The following is a 20,656-nucleotide window of genomic DNA, read 5'->3' as shown; positions in this document are numbered from 1 at the left end:
ATTTTGTGATAGGCGATTACGATGGATGCTGGTGTGCACCGGCTTTGTGCTGCGGAGCTTTTGGGCTATAGTGATATTGATGCCGTTGTGGTGCAAGCTGATAAGGACAATGCTGCGCTTTTAGACGTGGCGGAAAACCTCTTTCGCAATGAGTTGTCATGATTGACCGTGCGCTTTTTGTGCAAACTTATCGCGGATTGTGGGAGAAAAAGCATGGGAAAACTAAGCGTGGCGGTGAGCACGGTAATCGATATACAAAGGACAAAGTGGCAAAAGGGTAAAGTTTACCCTTTGCCAAATGATGGTGACTTAAATGGCAAAGTGCCAAGTCTGCACTTTGATCTCCCCTTAAAAATCCTTCGAAAAAAATAAATTGATGCAAAACCTGCTGTCAAATTATGCAAAACCCGATGAAAAGATATAGGGGAATACGAGAGTATTTTGATAAATAGAGCTCATGGTAATGTTCAAAAAACTAAATAAGCAAGAACAATTTGGAAATTTAAATAAAATTCAAAAAAATTGCACATTCTACGCAAAAGTTTATGAAGAAATAGATTTTATCCTATCAACATGAGAGGTTTTTAATGGTAGGTGCCAAAAATAAACCGTATGAACAACGTTGAAAAATTCTATAAATTTCTGATCTCTTCAAAAAGATAAGAGTTGTTGTTGCGTATCGACCATTTTGCTCTTTCCTTCAATAAATGCTTTTAAGGCTTCGGGGTAGAGTTTATGCTCTGCTTTAAGAACTCTTTGTGCTAAGCACTCAATACTATCATGAGGACAGACTGGAACGGCTGCTTGGGCAAGAATTTTTCCAGCATCCATATCTTCTGTAACAAGATGAACAGTACAACCTGTGATTTTTACGCCTGCTTGTAAAGCTCTTTCATGCGTATTTAAGCCTTTAAATAAAGGTAAAAGAGAAGGGTGAATGTTTAAAATTCGTCCCTCATAAAGTTTTACGAAACGTGATGAGATAAGGCGCATATACCCCGCAAAGCAGAGAAAATCCGGTTTATATTGATCTAAAATCGTGAAAATATTTTCTTCATGCTCTTCTTTTGTTTTGTAGATTTTTCGATCAACAACATGAACAGGTAAGTTATAATTTTGTGCTTTTTCAATACCGTTTGCACGTGGATTATCGCAAATAACCGCGGCGATTTCAGCAGGATATTCTTTTTGTTGACTTGCTTGAGCAAGGGCGACCATATTAGACCCATTCCCAGAAATGAAAATAACGATTTGTTTTTTCATAAATGCAGTCCCCCCTTAAAAAGTATTCCTTTATTTTGATCTTGGCGTTTTGTTAAAATGCCAAGGAGATTCACAGCTTCTCCATTTTTTTCAAGAGCTTGCGTAATTGTTTCAACTGCATGCTGTGCTACGATAATGACCATACCAACACCACAATTGAATGTTCGTAACATTTCCGTTTCATCTATTTTACCTTGTTTGGCAATCCATGAAAAGACGGAGGGAACATTGATGATAGAAAGATCAATTTCAGCGCAGAGAGAAGAGGGAATGACACGTGGAATATTTTCAGGAAAGCCTCCACCCGTAATATGCGCTAGAGCTTTAATTCCTTCGTATTTTTTCATGATAGGAAGGAGCGATTTCACATAAATGCGTGTTGGTGTCAGAAGTGCGCTACCAAGGCTGTTGTTGGGGGCAAAAGGGGCAGGGTCATTCCATTTGAGATCATTTTGCTGGATGATTCGTCGAACAAGTGAAAAGCCATTGGAATGAATTCCAGAAGCACTCAGACCTAAGATAATATCGCCTTCTGCTAGGTCTTTTGAAGGGAGCAGCATGCTGCGTTCACACGCGCCTACAGCAAAACCTGCTAGATCATAATCTCCTTCTGCGTACATTCCTGGCATTTCTGCCGTTTCTCCTCCAATAAGAGCAACACCAGCTTGTTTACATCCTTCTGCAATACCAGACACGATTGCAGCACCTTGTTCAGGATCAAGTTTTCCAGTTGCAAAATAATCCAGAAAAAAGAGAGGTTCAGCCCCTTGTACAAGTAAATCATTGACACACATAGCTACCAGATCAATGCCTACAGTGTTATGGAGCCCTACTTCAATGGCAATTTTTAGTTTTGTTCCCACACCATCATTGGCTGCAACAAGGATAGGATCTATGAAACCCGCTGCTTTTAAATCAAAAAGACCACCAAAACCGCCAATTTCCGCATCCGCTCCGGCTCGTTTTGTCGCGCGTATAAAGGGTTTAATCTTTTCTACCATAGCATTACCCATATCGATATTTACACCGGCTTTTGCGTAGGTAAGACCAGCTTTGGATTTATCCCCAGCCTTGGATTTATTATTTTTAAGATCTTGATTGCTCATTGGAGCCTTCCTTTAATGGCAAATCAGGTTTTGATGTTATGCAATGCCATGATAGAGTTTTCTCTGCAAGAGATATTGATAAGAAAATAAGCAACTTTGCTTGTACCTTATTTTGAAGATGTTTATAATTTTTGTGAAGAATTTTTTTTAGGATATTTTATGAGCAAGATATCAGATCATCACGAACAGTCTTCTTGGAAACTTATGAAAAAAAAAGTGAGTGAGAATACCCCCCGTGACCGTTATAAGACTTATGTGCCAGCATATACACAATTACCATTGCCCAATAATATGAAAAGGCAAATCTTTTTTTGGCTTGGGACGTTGATTTTTTTCACTCTTTTTATGTTTGTTTTTGGATCAATTTTGCTTCCTTTTGTGGCGGGGATTGTGTTGGCTTATTTTCTTAATCCCATTGTTCAATTGCTTGAAAAATTCGGTATTCGTCGTGTTTTTGGTACTGTTCTTATTACCTTATTTATTGTTATTATATTTGTTGCGGCTTTAATTATTTTGATTCCTATTATTAGTTGGCAAATACAGCAATTTATGAGTGATGGCTTGCCTGTTTATATTAATCGTATTCAAACCTTTTTTGTTGAACATGATTTTGATTGGATAAGGCGCTATTTTGGAAGTGATCCAAATGAATTACGGAGTAATATTAAAGGACTTTTAGGAGAAGGTTCTGATTTTATTACATCTCTTTTGAATTCACTTTTGAAATCAGGAAAGTCTATTGTTAATATCGTTAGCCTATTTGTTGTGGCGCCTGTGGTGGCGTTTTATATGTTATTAGATTGGCCACGTATGGTGGCAGCAATTGATTCGTTAATACCGCGTGATCATCTTAGAACTGTTCGGAGTATTTTTCATGAAATGGATAGAGCTATTGCAGGCTTTGTTCGTGGACAAGGAACCGTTTGCCTTATATTAGGGGGCTATTATGCTATTGGTTTAACGGTTGCGGGACTCAATTTTGGTCTTTTGATTGGTATGTTTATTGGCCTTATTAGCTTTATTCCTTATATTGGAACAATGAGTGGTTTTATCCTTTCTGTTGGTATTGCATGGGTTCAGTTTTATCCCAATAATTGGGGGGGGATCATTATTGTGATGGCGCTTTTTTTAATTGGTCAATTTATTGAGGGGTATATTCTTCAACCAAAACTTGTTGGTTCATCAGTGGGATTACATCCTGTATGGTTGATGTTTTCGCTTTTTGCTTTTGCTTCACTCTTTGGTTTTACTGGTATGCTTGTTGCTGTTCCTGCAGCAGCCGCTGTGGGCGTTTTAGTTCGTTTTGCCCTTCATACTTATCTTAATTCTCAGATGTATTCGCGAAGGGAAAATTCGGAGCCGCAAAAATGAATGGGCGAGAAACGCAATTATCTTTAAATTTTCTTTATGAGCCGATTTTTCAATTTGATGATTTAATCGTAACGGATAGCAATTGTATGGCTTTTCAGCTTATTGATCATTGGCCCAATTGGAGCTTACCTATTGCAGTTTTGGTTGGAAAAGAAGGATCTGGAAAAACGCACTTTTCGAGTATATGGCTTCAAAAAGCAAATGCGTTCAAGATTCAGCATAATAAAATTGATCAGGCTGTTGCTATGGCTTCTTTAGGCAGACCCTTTTTAATAGAAGATATTGATGCAGAGGAAATTAATGAGATAGAACTTTTTCATTTAATTAACAGTGTTAAGCAAGCAAATGTTGATGCACGACAAGCCACTTTATTGATGACAGCACGGACACTCCCTTCCACTTGGAATTTAAAGTTAAATGATCTAAAAAGTCGTCTTAATTCGGTGATGTTTGTTGAAATTAATCAGCCTGATGATGCATTGTTAACAGCTGTTGCCTTTAAGCTTTTTTCCGATAGGCAGCTTATTGTGCATCCAGATACAGTTTATTATCTTATCAGCCGTTGTGAGCGTTCTTTATTTTCATTGAAGCATGTTATTGATTCTGTTGATCAGTTGGCGTTACAAAGAAAAAGAAAAATAACGCGTGCTGTCATTGCTGAAGTTTTGAATAGAAAAAAAACGTAAACACTCTTTATCATGGTTTTACGTATTTTTCCCTTTTATTGTATTGTTTCAATACAAGGAAAAAAGTCATTTAAATTTTTTCTTTTTTGATATCTATTAAGAATATTATTTTTTACTTTTTTATGCGTGTCGTTTAAATGGCTTTGAGATTTTATTGGATGAGTATCCTTTTCATCATTTGTAAAAGCTCATTATATTCTTGGTATTTGAAAATATTTTTCAAAAAGAGCTCTTTCCTTTATTTATAATAAAACTTTTATGGTTTGAAAAAGTGTTTGTCGTTTATGGACTTAGATTATAGGAAAAACGAGAGTTTTTTTTAACACTTAAATCGTTTTTTCTAAAATTCTATTTGTAGAATGGGTTTTGATACAGTGGGAATTTGCTTAAAGAAGGATAAAATTATGGAATCCTTATAAAGAGGTTCATTATTTATTATATCGATTAGATTTTTGTATAGGTGTTGTTTTCTATTTTTCTCAATAAAATATGTTATTGAGGAGGAAGAAAATTTAAAAACGCTCTTTTTTGTAAAGAAATGCAACAAAATTGAAAAAAAATGTGTTTTTCTCTTGCACTTCTGTTGTGAAAATTTTAGGGAATGTGCATCAAATAAATGTTAAGTGGCGGAGCGTAGCGCAGCCTGGTAGCGCACCTGATTTGGGATCAGGGGGTCGTAGGTTCGAATCCTATCGCTCCGACCATATTTGATAAGGTGTATAAAAATGACCCAGTTGGGTACGTGTGGGTAAACGATCATTCAAGTGTTGTGTAATCTGAAGGGAAAAGGCATGATCGCACGTATTTATAGTCCTGCTAAAACAGCTATGCAGTCAGGTAAGGGAAATACAGGCTTTTGGATTCTTCAGTATGAGCCGATGAGAGCAAAAATGCTAGAGCCTCTTATGGGATATACGGCAACATCTGATATGAATAGTCAGGTAAAAATCCGTTTTAATAGGAAGGAGGAAGCAATTGCTTTTGCACGCAAAAATGCTATCCCTTATCGTGTAGAAAAAACACATGCGTCGATTCGGCGTGCTGTTTCTTATTCTGATAATTTTCGCAGTGATCGGCAGCAATCTTGGACACATTGAATTAAAGATGCTATTTTGAATTGAGAAAATAATCAGTTGGGTCCCGTAGCTCAGCTGGATAGAGCAACGGCCTTCTAAGCCGTGGGTCACAGGTTCGAATCCTGTCGGGATCGCCAAGTTTAAGAGATAATAGATACATTTAAGAAATAATAGATAAAAAAAGTTTAAAAGCTTCCCTTTGATTCTATTAATATATTTTTCTTTAGGCTCTGAACTTTTTTGAGCTTTTTTTATTGATTCTATTTCTGTTTTCTGCTGGCTGTTTGGCTATAAAATGATGCCATGCTGTTTTCTATACAGCCAAAAAGTGCTTTAAGTTTTGATGCGGTGGCTTCCGCATTTGGCTTGCCACGTATTACTGCTCATTTTTTCACTCACTGTAGATTTTTTTAATGTATGCTGCATTTCAAGCTTTAGAAAATAGATTGCTAAAATTTTTTTAAGAGCTTTTTTCCATTTTTCTAAAATGAATGTGCTATTTCTTAGATGGGGTTTAAGCATTGCGGCTAATGCCGATAAAATCGCAAAAATATCTACTTTGAAATTTTTTATGAATAATATTATTATGTTTTTCAGTTTGATTTTGGGTACAATTTGGTTTTTAAGCCATGATAGATTCCGTTGAGAAGTGTTTTTATGAAACATTGAAGAATAAAAATGGCATCTGTTTATGATGAGAATTTACAGACAACATCCTCTGAAGGAATGAAGGGTATTTTTTCGCATTGAAAGCTATGCTTTATAATGCGTTACGACTTTAGAGTTTTTTGTATAAAAGGATGCTGTGTGTGTGTGTTGACCATATAGGATATTGTATTTTTCAATACGATATATTTATTGCCAATCTGATTTAATGTGGTTGTCACTGCTTTTTAAGGTAGAGCTATAGGTTTCAGCAATGTTTTATGGTTTTCTTAGTTTATAGGTTTAAGAATGTATGCTGCGTATTTATAGGTTATTTCGTACATATTCTATTTGAGTTATGAATGAAGGTAGATTGTATCTCAGTGTTAATTTTTTAGATTTCATCTTTACATTTTTTCAAATATTTTTTCTTATTTTTCTATAGTTTATACGTTATACGAGAGGTGTAGCGATTATACTAAAATGTTATGCGATAAGATCTTATGTTCTAAACGCATATGATTTAAGGTGATCATTGTTTCAATAGGAATATAGCGTAAAGAATGGAGCGCTATGGTGTGGCATATTATTATGCACTGAGATGTCTTTTAAAGCTCTTTCCCTCGAAAAAAAAAGCCCTTTTTACGCTGAGGCTCGTTAATGGTATATTGAGCACCATCATCTTTACACTTATGAAGAAATGAGCCGGCACATCGCGCACTTTACCTATTTTCGAGCTTCTAATGTTGCGATAGATCCCAGCTTTTAGATCGTTATGGGCATTTTAGTGCTTTTCTGTATAACTTTTATTCACACGTCAATCCTTCTTGTGATGCGCAAGAGAGATGATTTTGATTAATTTAACATGAGAGGGGTTTGAAATGAGAAAACGTTACAATATTTGGGTTTATCATTCAACATGTCAAGTAATAAAACATGATTACAAATCAATATGTTGGCTGAATAAAAAACTTGCTTTTATCGTGTTTTTTACTCTTTTAAATATTTTTATAATAACCTAATTATTGATATACTTAAAATACTACTCTAAAAATCGAGTGTTTTACGTACGGAAGAGACTGTTGTTATATATCTAATTATTTTGACAATAAGTGTGCGTCAATAGAGAAGAAAGAATCAAAAAAATAGGGGATAGATTAGAAGATAAACAATGCTTTTTAGAAGAGATGCTGATGTTTGTCGAAAGAATTTTACAATAAAGCCTTTTAATTTACCGCAAGAAAAATTGTTGTGACGTTTATGATGCTTTCAGATAGCTTATCCAGAAAATCATTATCAGAACTCAAAAAATATTAGAAAGACCCATCAAGCATGTTCTTTGGAGAACTATGTTGTAAAATCTTGTTTCCTAACCTTTATTATGCACCCCGTACTCTGAAAAGAATATGAAAAACTTAAGTTATTTATAGCAAAAGTGCGAATGGTGGGCGTGACAGGGATTGAACCTGTGACCCCTACGATGTCAACGTAGTGCTCTCCCGCTGAGCTACACGCCCATTCACCGATGTTGCATACACCATATAGAATGACAAACGTCAATGCTTAATTTCATTTTCTCTTACAACAGATGCAAATAACTTAGAAAAAAAACTCTTAAGCAGCAATAAGGATCTTTTCAACTTCATTGACGAGTTCACGTAAGTGAAATGGCTTAGAGAGAACCTTTGCATCAGGAGGAGCATCACTATTTGAATTGAGTGCAACCGCTGCAAAACCTGTAATGAACATTACGCGTAAATCAGGGTCAATTTCAGTAGCGCGTCGTGCAAGTTCGATTCCGTCCATCTCTGGCATCACAATGTCAGTTAAGAGAAGAGAAAATGGCTCTTCTTGTAAACGTTCATATGCGCTAATACCATTATCGAAATCGGCGACTTCGTAGCCTGCACGTTCTAAGGCTTTTACGAGAAAGCGACGCATATCGTTATCATCTTCTGCGAGCAGGATTCGTTTCATGATTGTGTTCCAATGGCTCCATTTATCAGAGTTTCGCCACATCAATTATACAATATAGAGTATTTATAAAAAAGATGGTAAAATGCTCATAATTGAAATGAATGGCAAAATGGTTAATTCTTACATTTTTATTCAAAATACAGCATATTCGTTGTGAGTTGGTTAAATTCAAAATATATGTGATTTTGAAAAAAGAAGGGATGATCTAAAACTTTTAAGATGATGCATTGCTATTTTTTCTTTTAAATTGTCTGATTCTTATCAGAATTCCATTAAAAAAATTATGAAAATCATTACTGTAGAGATTGCTTATATCAAGAAATTAGAGAGAATTTATATTAATTTATTGTTTTTAAAAGATTATCCTATAGAATTTTATAGTTATTTGTTTTTTATAAAAATCATTCAAATAAATATTTGAAACAGTATTTCTTTAACTGAGTGAAAGATATTATTTTTTAGATATACTATAAAAGCACTAATTAATAATACATCAAATATTAAATTTTGATATGTTGTTTATAAAGATTTATACATAATGTATTAATATATTTTTATTAAATTATATCATTTTTATAATAATATGATTACGCTTAATATAATGATATCTTTGTGTATTTGTTGTTTTTATTTTAAGAGATGTGATGAACATTTGTTTTATAGTATGTCTGTAAAGTCTATAAAACGAATCATATGAGTGGTTAGAAGATGGAATCCATTATATAAAAAGTATTTATAAAATGATGTTGCTCATAACAATCTTCATTTTTGTGGAGCGAAATGGAAATTGACGTTTCGTATTATTTTATAGATACATTATCGGGGATAAATGCATCAAATGCAGCCCAGAATTGTTTTTTATAATCTTCGTTATGCATAATTGTATCAAGTTCAGCGCCTGTAATGGTAATACTTTCTGCCAGACGTGTGTATTGGCATAATTGCCGTACTTCAATGTTGTTGGCAAGATTATTTTGATTAGCGAGAATAAAGAGTGTTGGAATTTGTAAATGTCCGTGGAAGATATTTTTCTTCACAGAATCAATCACATTAAATACTGATGCCATCCATTGGGATGTTGGGGCCTTAATGGCAGAGAGTGACACTTGATGTATATGCCCCAAGTATATATTTTTTTGTTTTATTTTTTTAAATTTTTCCCCATCTTTCGTTGGTATAAGTCCAAGACCTATATCAGAAAGAAATTGTGTTAATTTATGTTGAAAACCATTCGTTTTATGGCCGAATGGAGCAAAAAGGGGAGAAACACAGATCAATCTGTTAAACTGATGATTAATGAGATCTAATCCGCTCAGTGCTATTAATCCCCCCATACCATAGGCAAGCATAGAGTAAGGTGGTGGACAATTAGGGTAAACAACATTTTTAAGAAATTCATATAAATCATTGATATCATTGTTTATATCAAAGTAATGCTGTCGGCTTTTTTTTCTTATCTTGAAGGATATTTCTTTTTGATCAAACCAGTCAAATATTGCTGTATGAAAACCGCGTTTAGAAATTTCACTTATGGGTAAAAAATATGTTTCTAAAACATTTGCATCGTTTTCAAGAATAACAATTGTTCCCTTAGATTTCTCTACCTCAGGATATGTTATCGCAAAACGAATTTTGCGATCTATGGCTATTTTAAGGGTACCATGATGCATATTAGGAGGAGGAGATTCATGGTTTATGAGATAAAGAGATGCTTTCAATTGAAATCCTTTAAGTGTATTTGCCGCTGAGTACAACGTGAGATAATGAGAGGACTTTGATATTTATGTAATGAAGAAGAAGGATTAAGAAAGGGGTATGTTGTTTTTTAGATTGTTTTTGTCAATTCAGGTACAAAAGAGTTGAAATAAGGGAAAATGATTACCAGATAATATAATGTGGCAGCCATGATGGGGCCACGGGTTCACAAGTTAGTTTGCCATTTGGGAGCTTTGTGAGTCAATTATAAATTATAGTCGCTCTGAAGGAGGGCAATGTTATGCGTCAAGTAGATTTTTCACCATTTTATCGTTCCACAGTAGGTTTTGATCATCTTTTAAACTGGTTTGATTCAAGAAGGCAACCAGAGGAAGTTTCTTCTTATCCCCCATATAATATCGAGCGTTTAACCGAAGATTCTTATAGAATTTCTATGGCTGTTGCTGGTTTTTCTCAAGAGGAAATTGATATTGAAACACATTGTAACCAGTTGATCGTTAAGGGAGATAGAAAGCCTGAAAAGGATGATGAAGAACGAGAGTTTCTTTATCGCGGAATTGCTTCACGTGCTTTTGAGCGGCGTTTTCACTTAGCGGATCATGTGAAGGTTATTGGGGCAGAGCTTGGAGATGGACTTCTTCATATTCAGCTTAAAAGGGAAATGCCAGCTGAATTAAAACCCAAAAAAATAACCGTGCAGATGTCACCATCCATTACAGAAAATGAGAATAGCAGTATTATCGCATAAAGAAAATTTAGAAAATATGAGAATCAAATAATTATATTTTTAAAAAGGATAAAGACGCGAGGCAAAGGTCTCGCGTTTTCTCTGTGTTTTGTGAAACTGAAGATGATTCTCATAAAGGCTGTTTCTCTCAAATTAATGATAAAACATTTATTGCATCTTACTCTGCGTTGAAGAAAAGAACCATGTATATGAAATTGAAATAAAAGTTTTTTAAATAGACTTTATTTTAGAGCGTTTTAAAAATGGTCGGAGCGGCGGGATTTGAACCCACGACCCCTTGACCCCCAGTCAAGTGCGCTACCAAGCTGCGCTACGCTCCGAGTCCGTGTGAAACGATTAAATGACTGTTTCTTTAAAGGCAAGAGAAAAAATAAACAGAACAAAATCTAAAATGCTCTTACATTGACAGCTTTTGAAAGTGAAAATTTTTTGCCCATCAATATATTGTTATTCATTCAAGATGAGTCATAAATCTGTAAAGTCCTTTTGTATCATTAAATTTTTAGCTCTATAATCATAGATCTTATGCATTTAACTTCTTTTGCAGATTGTGAAAGAAAGAAGATTTGTAATTTTAGGGGTATTGAAGAAGAAGAGGAGCGCCAATAAGTGGGGGAGGTTATATTATCTTTATCTCATAGGTTATTGAAAAATGAATATTTTCAAAATATTAGAATTGAATATATGGCATTGAAACATTTTCTTCCGCTTAGAGTTTTTATAGCAGAGCTATTTTGCATTTTATGTGGACAAAAAATTGTAAACTCTAGATTCTACAATCAAACATCTCATTTTATGAGGGTGCATTTTTATTCCAATAAATTTTTATTTTAATAAAAAGATTAGGATATTTTAATGTATGTCTTATTATTTTTCTTCTAAAATACAAGATAGAATATGATAGAGAAAAAACGTTTCAAGTATCTATTGAACCAAGAAAAGAGTAAACGATGAGTCGTTTTTCGGTAATAAGTTTAACACAAGCCGCAGCAGATCGTGTGAAAGCGATAATGGATGCAAAAGATGCACGAGGTATTCTTGTTGGGATCAAAAAAGGCGGTTGTGCAGGGATGGAATATACAATTACTCTCGTCAAAGAAGAGGGAATAGATGCGGATGTTGTTGAAGTAAATGGTGCTCGTGTTTTTATAGCGCATGATGCGGTATTATTTTTATTAGGAACACAAATGGATTATGAGGTGACAACGCTTCGTTCTGGTTTTGTTTTTAAAAATCCTAATCAAGTTTCCGCATGTGGGTGTGGCGAGTCGGTAGAGCTTCGTCCTGCTCCCCAAGATCAATATAAAACGAATCGAGCTTCGTGAAATTATCCAATCTTTGTGAAATTATCATCGAGGAATTCTAGGAGGCTTTTTTGGGGGGAGAGAAGAAATCTAATATTTTTTATTGTTCATTTTTGGCTTGCTCCCAAAGTGCTTCCATTTCATTTAAGGATGCTTCAGTGAGTGTTTTAGATTGAGCGGATAGCTTTTCTTCAATATAGGCAAAACGATTTCGGAATTTCATATTTGTTTTTTTTAATGCTTTTTGTGAATCAATCGCTAAGTGGCGCGCAAGATTAAGGAGAATAAAGTAGAGATCTCCAAACTCTGCTTCTATTTCTGAGTTTTTTTTATTTTTGATGGCTTCTTTGAGTTCTTCGAGTTCTTCTTCTATTTTTGTAAAAACTTTATTACTTTCTTGCCAATCAAAACCCACGTTAGCTGCTGCTTCTTGTAAAGCAAGGGCCTCTTGGTTTGCAGGCTGGATTGGTTTTACTTTTGCAAGAATGCTTAAAGTGTTGTTTTTTTCTTTGCACAATTTCCTTTGTTCAGACTGTTCTTCTTTTTTTATATATTCCCACTCTTCTTTTATAAACCCTCGTTTTTTTTGCTCGGCATTTCCAAAAACATGAGGATGGCGGCGAATCATTTTTGCCGTGATGGCATAAATAACATCTTCAAAAGTAAAGCTGCCTTCTTCTTGAGCAATGGTCGCATGATAAACAACCTGTAAAAGAAGATCACCAAGTTCTTCACAAAGATCTTTACGTTTTTTTTGTTCAATGGCATCGATGACTTCGTAAACTTCTTCGAGCATGTAAGGTATGAGGGATTCAAAAGTTTGCCTTTTATGCCAAGGACAACCATTATCAGGATTTCGTAATTCAGTAATAATTGCGGTGAGATCTTTGATATCTTTTGAGGCTAACATTTGTACTTCCTCTGTAAGCAATAGAGCTTATATTTAGATATCCCAACGTCTATGTAACCACATCCATTGTCCAGGATATTCACGAACCCAAGTTTCAACAATATCATTTAATTTTTGCACAGAAGCAGCTATATCGATATCATTTTTTTCATCACGTGGAAGTTCTACGTGTTCATATAATTCTAAACGATGGCGTCCTCCAGGGAGACGAATACAACGTGCTGGATAAATATCACAGTTATATTGTCGCGCAAGCTTTATAATTAAAGGGTTTGTTTTAAGGGGTCTGTTAAAAAATGCTCCCATGATACCACGACGAAATTTTTGATCAACGAGCATACCAACATTTTCACCTTCTGCTAATTTGCCTGCTAATGCCCACGCTGCACCGGCTTTGGAGGGAACAAGATGTCCCATAGAAGTTTGTCGTTCTTTAAGGACTCGTTTGGCAACATAAGGGTTATTGGGGGGTCTAAATAATACCGTAACATTCAGATCAAAACTTTGTGCGCAAATAGGTAGAAGTTCAAAATTTCCAGTATGCGCTGTGAAAAAAATATGTGGCTTTTTTTCATTCTTTAATCGCTCAAAGATTTCAACTCCTTTAACTTCAATAAAACCTGGATTGTCCGCATGAGGATCAAAATCAAAAATTTTATCAAGATAAATATATTCGGCGAGAAAACGTCCTATATTTTCCCACATTTCTATTGCAATCGCATGGCGTTCTTTCTCTGTTTTTTCTGGATATGCACACCTAAGGTTTGCGAGTGTTATTTGATGACGATGAATAAGGGGACCGATTTTTTTTGCCAACCAAGAAAAAAAAGAAATTCCCATTTTGGCTGGAAAGCATTTTAAAATAAATAAAGAACCAAAAAGCAGATATGCCCACAACAAGTAGGATATTTTTTTAGCTATAATTTTAATACGATATATGAGATTTTTAAGAGAAAGCTTCATCATGATTTAATTGATTTTAAGAATAATTTTACCAAAAACATCACGGCTCTCCATTCGTTTTAAAGCTGTATCTATTTCATCAAGTCTAACAATTGTATCAATGACAGGGTGTACGGCTTTTTGTGCCATTTTTTGCATGGCATTTTTCATATTTTCCATACGGCAACCAAATGAACCAAATATCTTAAGTTGTTGTTGGAATAATTGCATAAGATTTATGGAGGTTGAAACACCAGAGGTAGAACCGCAAGTCACTAAGCGTGCTCCTTTTTTCATACACAACAGAGAACCGTTCCATGTATCTGCACCAACATGCTCAAAAACAACGTCAACACCTTTTTTTTGAGTTAATTTACGCACCACACCTTCAAAACGATCTTTACGATAATTGATCACATGGTCTGCTCCAAGAGAGAGTGCTTTTGCAATTTTTTCATCTGAACCTACTGTGGTAATAACGGTACATCCCTTGTGTTTTGCAAGTTGAATGGCTGCAGAGCCAATACCGGAACCACCAGCTTGTATCAGGATTGTTTCTCCTGCTTGTAATTTTGCGTTATCGAAAAGCATATGTTCTACGGTACCAAAAGTAATGGGAGCAACAGCGGCTTGGAGTTCATCACATTGGGGAGGGGCTGGAACCAATAAACGTGCGGGCAAATTGACAAACTCACAAGCAAATCCATCAAGATGAAAACCATAGACTCCCTTTACATCCGTGCAAAGATTATCTCGTCCTTCTTGACAAGCTTGGCATACGCCGCAGGTTTGTGCACCATAAAGCGAGACGATTTGTCCAAGTTGGAGATTTTCAACATCATCTCCTACTTGTATAACCTCACCGGAAGCTTCGGCACCAATGATGAGGGGCATTTTTCTTTTCGCAAAAGCCATCCCACGCCAGCCCCATACATCAATATGATTAAGAGCAACAGCTTTTATCCGCACTGTTACTTCATTGGGGAGAGGAGATGGTGGTGGGGAAATATTAGTGATTTCAAGCTGGCGATCATCGAAGAGTTGCAGTGCACGCATTATCATCCCCTTAAATATATACTACTAAGTTAGCGTTATAAAACTTTTATTCTATAAAAGATTATCCTTTATAGGCTGTGATAACAAGACTCGTATTTTGACCACCAAATCCAAATGAGTTTGACAAAACCGCATTGACATTGGCTTTACGGCTATGATGAGGAACAACATCTAAAGGAATAGCAGGATCAGGATTATCATAATTTATTGTAGGTGGAAGTATTCCCGATTGAATGGTCAAAAGTGAAAAAACAGCTTCTATGGCACCAGCGGCAGTTAAGGTATGCCCAATCATTGATTTATTAGAAGAAACGGGAATATGCTCTAGAATGTCACCGAAGACTGTCGATAACGCAAGATATTCCATTTTCTCATTTTCAGGTGTAGAGGTTCCGTGAGCATTAATATAGTCAATTTCATGGATGGTTATTTGTGCATCATTTAAGGCTTTGCGAACGGATCCAATGGCTGGTGATGCATCGGGTTTTGAACGTGTACGGTGAAAATCATCAGCTGTTTCTCCACAGCCCGCTAAAATTCCTAAAATTGTAGCATTACGGTTTAATGCGCTTTGAAGAGATTCAAGAACAAGAGCACCGGAACCTTCTGCCATAACAAATCCATCTCGATCACGGCTAAAAGGTTTTGCTGCTTTTTCTGCAGGTTCATTCTGAGTGGAAAGAGCAGATAATAATGAAAAGCGAATGAGAGATTCGGCTGAAACGGATCCATCTGTCGCAATGGTAAGAGCGCGATTTGTTTCTCCTCGTTGAATAGATTCAACGCCTAATTGAATTGCCGTTGCACCAGATGCACAAGCCGTGGAAAGTGTAACAGGAAGTCCTTTTGTGCCAAACGTTTTTTGCAGTTTTTCTGCAATTGCACCAAATTGTGTAGTTTCAAAAAGTGCCTCATGGAGGGTGTGCTTACAGACTTTAAGAAGATGGGCATAAGAAGGTTCATTATTGAATCCTTCCTCTTGATCAAGGCTAAAACGTGCTTTCCATTCAAGTTCAACAGGAGGCGCAGCTAGAAAGAGTGGTCCATTAAAATTTGTTTTATCAAGGGCAGCTTGTTCTAAAGCTTCTTCAGCAGAAAGATGTGCAAGCTTTTCAGAAAGAGCTGAAGCACCAAGCGTACTTTCTTCGAGAAAATCAATCGTTCCAGCAATATATGTATTTAATCCCTCAATGGGAAAACGTGTTATTTTGTGGATACCACTTACTCCACTTGTTAATTTTTGCCAATTTTCGTGTTTTCCTTGTCCTAGTGATGTGACAATGCCTGCCCCAGTTATGGCTACACGTGGACGCCCAAAATGATCATGATATTTCATGATAGAAATTCCCCTTCAAACAGCAGTAAGACGGACGATACCTTCAGATCTTTTTATACCAATAGTTGTAACAAATATTTCATGGATTTCTTTAGAAAAAGGTTTTTCATGGGGACTTAACGCTGGAAAACAGTGTTTTTTTTCAATTGAAAGTGCTGCAAGGGCAAGTGCTAAAGGAAATTGTGCTTCTCGCAGATAACCGAATAATGTTGTAATACCGCGGTAAGATAGATTAGCATTATCAAGAGCATTTTGTTCTGCTTTTGTTGCTTCGTGAGCACCTGAGGCTGCTGAAATGGCTAAAGAATCTTTAGCGCCCACCGTTTTCAACATTGTTGCAATTGATTTTTGAAGTGGCGTTTTTGTTCTATCTGTTTGGTCCGTAATAATTTGGCTAATTTCAGCATAAGCACGTGCATTACGTTTTTTTGCGTGTTCTATACTTTCAAGAACCAGAAAAACACCAGCAGAACCGGTGATAATACCACCACCAGGGTGAATTTCACGATTCCACACTGAGCTCCACCCATTATGGGTTAAAAGCCCCCCAAGTTCATGGGCCAATAACATATCATAACTTTGTGCATTATAGGAACTTCCTACAAGAGCATGAGTACTTTGTCCTGACTTAATACGGGCTACAGCAATTTGAAGTGCAGAAAGTCCACTGCCTTCTTCTCCCATGAATGTTCGAGATGATCCAGTGACTTTATGAACAATTGAAATATTTCCTGCCAGAAGATTTGAAAGTTGTGACAAAAACAATGTTGGACGAAGTTCGCTTGAAAGCGCAACATTTAACATAGAGGCATGATCGGTGATTGCACGCGCTTTGGAAAGAATCTGTGTATCAACAATAATATCACGTTCTCCTCCGCTTGCTGCTACGATCATATCCATTGTTGACGTGAATTGTTCATCATTTTTCATTCCGGCATCATCAAGAGCAAGACCAGCAGCATAGGTACCAAGACGTTGCCATGTTCCCATTTGCCGTTGATCACTTTTCTTGGGAATTTGTAAACTCCAATCAACTTCAGGCAATTTATGAACTGTGTAGGGCGAAAAAGTTGTACAATCTAGGTTTGGTGTACAGATTGGATCATTTAAGAGATTCCAATGCTGATCCGTTCCTTCCCCCAGAGAGCTGATGAGGCCTATACCAGTGATGAATACAGATTGATCATGCATAGTGAAAAAATTACTCCGCCTTTTTTAAGGCAACGAGCTCATCAATTTTTGAACAAAGGTTTTTAAGAACAAAGTATTCTTCTGTAGCAACTGTACCTTCATTGACTTCTTGGGTCCATTGTTCTAAGGGAACTTTTATTCCAAAAGCTTTATCAATAGCAAAAACAATATCAAGAAAATCAAGACTGTCGATTCCCAAATCATCAATTGTATGACTTTCAGGTGTGATAGTATTGCGATCAATCTCACTGATTTCTGCAATAATATCAGCAACTTTATCAAACGTAGAAGGCAATGTATGGATTCCTTATTATAGCGTTAGTAAATTTAAAATATATTCTTACCCTTCTAGCCTTTTTTCTCTTTAAAAAAAAGCCTTAATCCAGAATATAACTGTCTTTTCTATAGAGAAAAGAGCTTTACAGGATGTGAAATAACACACTTCAATATTCAAAAAATTTGAATTTCTATTGCACATTTATTTTACGAGTCTATTATTTCTATTTGCAGCAAGGACGGCAAGGGCTGTTATATTAACAACGCCTCGTGAAGTTACTGAAGGTGTTAGTATATGGGCGGGACGTGCGGCCCCTATTAAGATAGGACCAACATGGAGTGCATTTGTGAGGCTTTTAACAGTGTTGAGTGTGATGTTGGCTGAATCAAGTGTTGGAAAGACAAGCAAATTCGCTTCACTTTTAAGACGAGAATCAGGAAAAACCTGATCACGAAAAACTTTGGAAAGAGCAGCATCACCATGCATTTCACCATCTGCTTCTAAATGAGGGTATTCTTTGGCAAGAATTTCTGTTGCACGCCGCATTTTACGTGCACTTTCTGTATTTTTAGAACCAAAATTTGAGTGTGATAATAGGGCTGCTTTGGGTGTTATTCCAAATGCTTCAACTTCTTGAGCTGCCAAGACAGTCATTTCAGCGATTTCTTCTGCAGAGGGATTTTCATTAACGTAAGTATCTGTGAGAAAAAGAGTACGCTGTTGAGAGATAAGCAAACTCATAGCAGAAAAACGGTGAACATGAGGATCAAGACCGATAATTTGTTCAATCAATTCAAGTTGACGTTCAAAACGTCCTTCTAAGCCGCAAATCATCGCATCTGCTTCTTCACGCATGACGGCAAGAGCCGCAATAGCGGTTGTTGATGTTCTCACGATTGTTTTTGCCATTTCAGGTGTAACGCCACGTCTTCCTGTATAATGAAAAAATAAATTAACATAATCACGAAAGCGTGGGTCATCTTCAGGGTTTGTTAATTCAAAATCTATACCAGGGCGAATTCTCAAACCAAAGCGTTTTAATCTTGCTTCTACAACATGGGGGCGGCCGATAAGGAGAGGTGTTGCAGTTTGTTCTTCAATAACAACTTGTGCGGCTCGAAGGACGCGTTCATCTTCACCATTGGCATAGATGACACGTTTACGTTTTGCTGTTTTTGCTGCGGCAAAAACAGGTTTCATTGTTAAACCAGAAAGAAAGACAAATCGATTGAGGATATCATGATAGGATTCCATATCTTCAATGGGACGAAGAGCAACACCCGTTGCCATTGCTGCTTTAGCAACAGCAGGAGCAATACGCAGTATTAAACGCGGATCAAAAGGAGAGGGGATCAGATAATCTGGTCCAAAATTAGGCGGTTCTTTTGAGTATGCACGTGCGACAACATCTGAAGTTTCTTCACATGCAAGGGCTGCAATCGCATGAACTGCAGCCATTTTCATTTCTTCATTAATTGCAGTTGCACCTACATCTAATGCGCCACGAAAGATATAAGGAAAACAAAGGACATTATTAACTTGATTGGGATAATCAGAGCGCCCTGTGCAGATCATTGCATCAGGTCGTATAGAGTGTGCTTCTTCGGGCATAATTTCTGGTACGGGATTAGCCAGCGCTAAAATTAATGGATTTTGAGCCATTTTTTTAAGATATTCAGGCTTTAAAACACCTCCTGCTGATAGGCCTAGAAAAATATCTGCATCCTCAATAATGTCGGATAAAGTTCGTGCGTCAGTTTTTTGTACGTACTTGACTTTCCAACGATCCATAAGGGACTTGCGACCTTCATAAACAACGCCCTCTAAGTCACTAAGCCAAATATTTTCAGCTTTTGCCCCAAGACGGACCAAAAGATTAAGACAAGCTAGGGCCGCAGCACCTGCACCTGAGGTAACTATTTTTGCATTTTCAATTTTTTTTCCTGAAAGATTTAAGGCATTTAAGACAGCCGCAGAAACAATAATGGCAGTTCCATGTTGGTCATCATGAAAAACTGGAATATTCATCTTAGCGCGCAGTTTTTCCTCGATTTCAAAACATTCAGGAGCTTTAATGTCTTCAAGATTAATACCACCAAATGTGGGCTCTAAAGTCGATACCGTTTGTACCATTTGTTCTATATCGGATGCATCAACTTCAATATCAAAAACATCAATATTCGCAAACTTTTTGAATAAAACAGCTTTGCCTTCCATAACTGGCTTTGAAGCGAGCGGGCCAATATTTCCTAAACCAAGAACAGCCGTTCCATTTGATATAACAGCGACTAAATTAGAACGAGACGTATATTGAGCAGCGAGATTGGGATCTTCATGAATTGCAAGACAGGGTGCTGCAACGCCTGGGGAATACGCAAGAGCTAAATCACGCTGATTATCAAGAGGTTTTGTTGCTTGTATTTCCAATTTTCCAGGCTTTGGGTGTTGGTGATAAAAAAGTGCAGCACTGTCAAGCTCAGCGATTGGTGAACTGAAATCATTATTTCGTTCTCTAGACATTTTTATGATATCCAAGTTAGTGTATGTTTATATGAGTATTCCATCTACAATAAGGTTTTGTCCACTAATAGATCCTCATTTCTCTGAATATCAAAATGCATGAGCATGAGCAAATTCTTCTGGATCGTAAAACCAGTTTAATGTTTTGTTTCCTTTGTGCGCATGAATCAATTTCATTGATAGCAGCACGTTTGTCTTTCTTATCCTTAATAAAACGCGTAAAAATTGATTAGTCTACAAACAAATAAAATATTTACCTATGGTGACATTAACAAGCCATTATTTTTTTTGCAATGCTTACAAATTAAAGAAAGAAAAGAAGAGCGTTTATTATTCACGTCATCCACTTTTTATAAAATATATTTCATTTAAAGTTCTATACGCAGGTAAAAGAATTTTAAAACAACAATTTGAAATTCATAAACTGTTTGTTTAGCTCTTTACAAAAAAATTGGAACTTTAAAAAATGGAATTTTTGTTGTTTATTGTTCAATTGAATTATTTAATCGTTTAGAGTTGTATTTTTTATATC

The 20,656-nt window shown here is 36.2% G+C and carries 16 protein-coding genes, 4 tRNA genes and 1 pseudogene; 8 read left to right on the top strand and 13 right to left on the bottom strand.

Going from position 1 to position 20,656, the window contains the following annotated elements; all coding sequences use genetic code 11:
• Window positions 1–18: 18 nt before the first annotated feature.
• Window positions 19–339 (top strand): annotated as a pseudogene (locus CEV08_RS07665) (ParB N-terminal domain-containing protein); the annotation flags it as partial.
• 312 nt (window positions 340–651) lie between these two features.
• Here the strand turns inward: CEV08_RS07665 and purN are convergent.
• Both purN and purM read right to left on the bottom strand, forming a co-directional pair.
• Complete coding sequence (gene purN / locus CEV08_RS07660) at window positions 652–1,263, bottom strand: phosphoribosylglycinamide formyltransferase (RefSeq protein WP_100131061.1); 612 nt, start codon at window positions 1,261–1,263, stop codon at window positions 652–654.
• Entirely contained in the window at window positions 1,260–2,369 is a 1,110-nt protein-coding gene (purM, locus tag CEV08_RS07655; RefSeq protein ID WP_100131060.1) for a phosphoribosylformylglycinamidine cyclo-ligase, read from the bottom strand. Before purM ends, purN begins: the two co-directional genes overlap by 4 nt.
• Before the next feature lie 159 nt (window positions 2,370–2,528).
• On the opposite strand from purM, the gene CEV08_RS07650 reads away from it, so the two are divergent.
• The 5 genes from CEV08_RS07650 (at window position 2,529) to CEV08_RS07630 (ending at window position 5,639) form a co-directional block, all read left to right on the top strand.
• A complete protein-coding gene (locus CEV08_RS07650) occupies window positions 2,529–3,740 on the top strand; it encodes an AI-2E family transporter (RefSeq protein ID WP_100131065.1) in 1,212 nt (403 codons plus the stop codon).
• Window positions 3,737–4,426, top strand: a complete 690-nt coding sequence (gene hdaA / locus CEV08_RS07645; protein WP_100131059.1) for a DnaA regulatory inactivator HdaA — start codon at window positions 3,737–3,739, stop codon at window positions 4,424–4,426. The genes CEV08_RS07650 and hdaA overlap by 4 nt, the downstream gene beginning before the upstream one ends.
• A 627-nt stretch (window positions 4,427–5,053) precedes the next feature.
• Window positions 5,054–5,130: transfer RNA gene (locus CEV08_RS07640), tRNA-Pro, on the top strand.
• Window positions 5,131–5,217: 87 nt separating this feature from the next.
• Window positions 5,218–5,523, top strand: a complete 306-nt coding sequence (locus CEV08_RS07635; RefSeq protein WP_100131058.1) for an ETC complex I subunit — start codon at window positions 5,218–5,220, stop codon at window positions 5,521–5,523.
• A gap of 39 nt (window positions 5,524–5,562) precedes the next feature.
• A tRNA-Arg gene (locus CEV08_RS07630) sits at window positions 5,563–5,639 on the top strand.
• A gap of 1,950 nt (window positions 5,640–7,589) precedes the next feature.
• Here CEV08_RS07630 and CEV08_RS07620 read toward each other — a convergent pair.
• The 3 genes from CEV08_RS07620 to CEV08_RS07610 all read right to left on the bottom strand — a co-directional run bounded on the left by CEV08_RS07620 (window position 7,590) and on the right by CEV08_RS07610 (window position 9,842).
• Window positions 7,590–7,664, bottom strand: a tRNA-Val gene (locus CEV08_RS07620).
• Window positions 7,665–7,761: 97 nt separating this feature from the next.
• Window positions 7,762–8,124 (bottom strand): cell cycle two-component system response regulator CpdR, encoded by a 363-nt coding sequence (gene cpdR, locus CEV08_RS07615; protein WP_005773448.1) that lies wholly within the window; start codon window positions 8,122–8,124, stop codon window positions 7,762–7,764.
• Between the two features lie 800 nt (window positions 8,125–8,924).
• Entirely contained in the window at window positions 8,925–9,842 is a 918-nt protein-coding gene (locus tag CEV08_RS07610) for a serine aminopeptidase domain-containing protein (RefSeq protein WP_245407071.1), read from the bottom strand.
• Between the two features lie 278 nt (window positions 9,843–10,120).
• Between CEV08_RS07610 and CEV08_RS07605 the strand changes: the two genes are divergently transcribed.
• Complete coding sequence (locus CEV08_RS07605) at window positions 10,121–10,588, top strand: Hsp20 family protein (protein WP_100131056.1); 468 nt, start codon at window positions 10,121–10,123, stop codon at window positions 10,586–10,588.
• A 243-nt stretch (window positions 10,589–10,831) separates the two neighbouring features.
• Here the strand turns inward: CEV08_RS07605 and CEV08_RS07600 are convergent.
• Window positions 10,832–10,908, bottom strand: a tRNA-Pro gene (locus tag CEV08_RS07600).
• 630 nt (window positions 10,909–11,538) lie between these two features.
• Between CEV08_RS07600 and CEV08_RS07595 the strand changes: the two genes are divergently transcribed.
• Window positions 11,539–11,913, top strand: a complete 375-nt coding sequence (locus CEV08_RS07595; RefSeq protein WP_100131055.1) for an iron-sulfur cluster assembly accessory protein — start codon at window positions 11,539–11,541, stop codon at window positions 11,911–11,913.
• Between the two features lie 79 nt (window positions 11,914–11,992).
• Here CEV08_RS07595 and mazG read toward each other — a convergent pair whose 3' ends face one another.
• From mazG to CEV08_RS07560, 7 genes are all read right to left on the bottom strand, one after another.
• Window positions 11,993–12,802, bottom strand: a complete 810-nt coding sequence (gene mazG, locus CEV08_RS07590) for a nucleoside triphosphate pyrophosphohydrolase (protein WP_100131054.1) — start codon at window positions 12,800–12,802, stop codon at window positions 11,993–11,995.
• A 33-nt stretch (window positions 12,803–12,835) separates the two neighbouring features.
• Entirely contained in the window at window positions 12,836–13,765 is a 930-nt protein-coding gene (locus tag CEV08_RS07585) for a lipid A biosynthesis lauroyl acyltransferase (protein ID WP_100131063.1), read from the bottom strand.
• Between the two features lie 6 nt (window positions 13,766–13,771).
• On the bottom strand, window positions 13,772–14,800 hold the full coding sequence (locus CEV08_RS07580) for a zinc-binding dehydrogenase (protein ID WP_100131053.1): 1,029 nt from the start codon (window positions 14,798–14,800) through the stop codon (window positions 13,772–13,774).
• Between the two features lie 61 nt (window positions 14,801–14,861).
• Window positions 14,862–16,136 carry a beta-ketoacyl-ACP synthase gene (locus CEV08_RS07575; protein WP_100131052.1) on the bottom strand — a complete coding sequence of 425 codons (1,275 nt, stop codon included), beginning with the start codon at window positions 16,134–16,136 and terminating at the stop codon, window positions 14,862–14,864.
• 15 nt (window positions 16,137–16,151) lie between these two features.
• A complete protein-coding gene (locus tag CEV08_RS07570) occupies window positions 16,152–17,327 on the bottom strand; it encodes a beta-ketoacyl-ACP synthase (RefSeq protein ID WP_100131051.1) in 1,176 nt (391 codons plus the stop codon).
• Window positions 17,328–17,337: 10 nt separating this feature from the next.
• On the bottom strand, window positions 17,338–17,622 hold the full coding sequence (locus CEV08_RS07565) for an acyl carrier protein (RefSeq protein WP_100131050.1): 285 nt from the start codon (window positions 17,620–17,622) through the stop codon (window positions 17,338–17,340).
• 183 nt (window positions 17,623–17,805) lie between these two features.
• Entirely contained in the window at window positions 17,806–20,124 is a 2,319-nt protein-coding gene (locus CEV08_RS07560; RefSeq protein WP_100131062.1) for an NADP-dependent malic enzyme, read from the bottom strand.
• Between the last annotated feature and the right edge of the window lie 532 nt (window positions 20,125–20,656).

It is taken from the genome of Bartonella tribocorum (assembly GCF_002778015.1).
Taxonomy (GTDB): Bacteria; Pseudomonadota; Alphaproteobacteria; order Rhizobiales; family Rhizobiaceae; genus Bartonella; species Bartonella tribocorum_B.
Note: the sequence above shows the minus strand (reverse complement) of the source record. Positions and strands in the feature narration are given on the sequence as shown.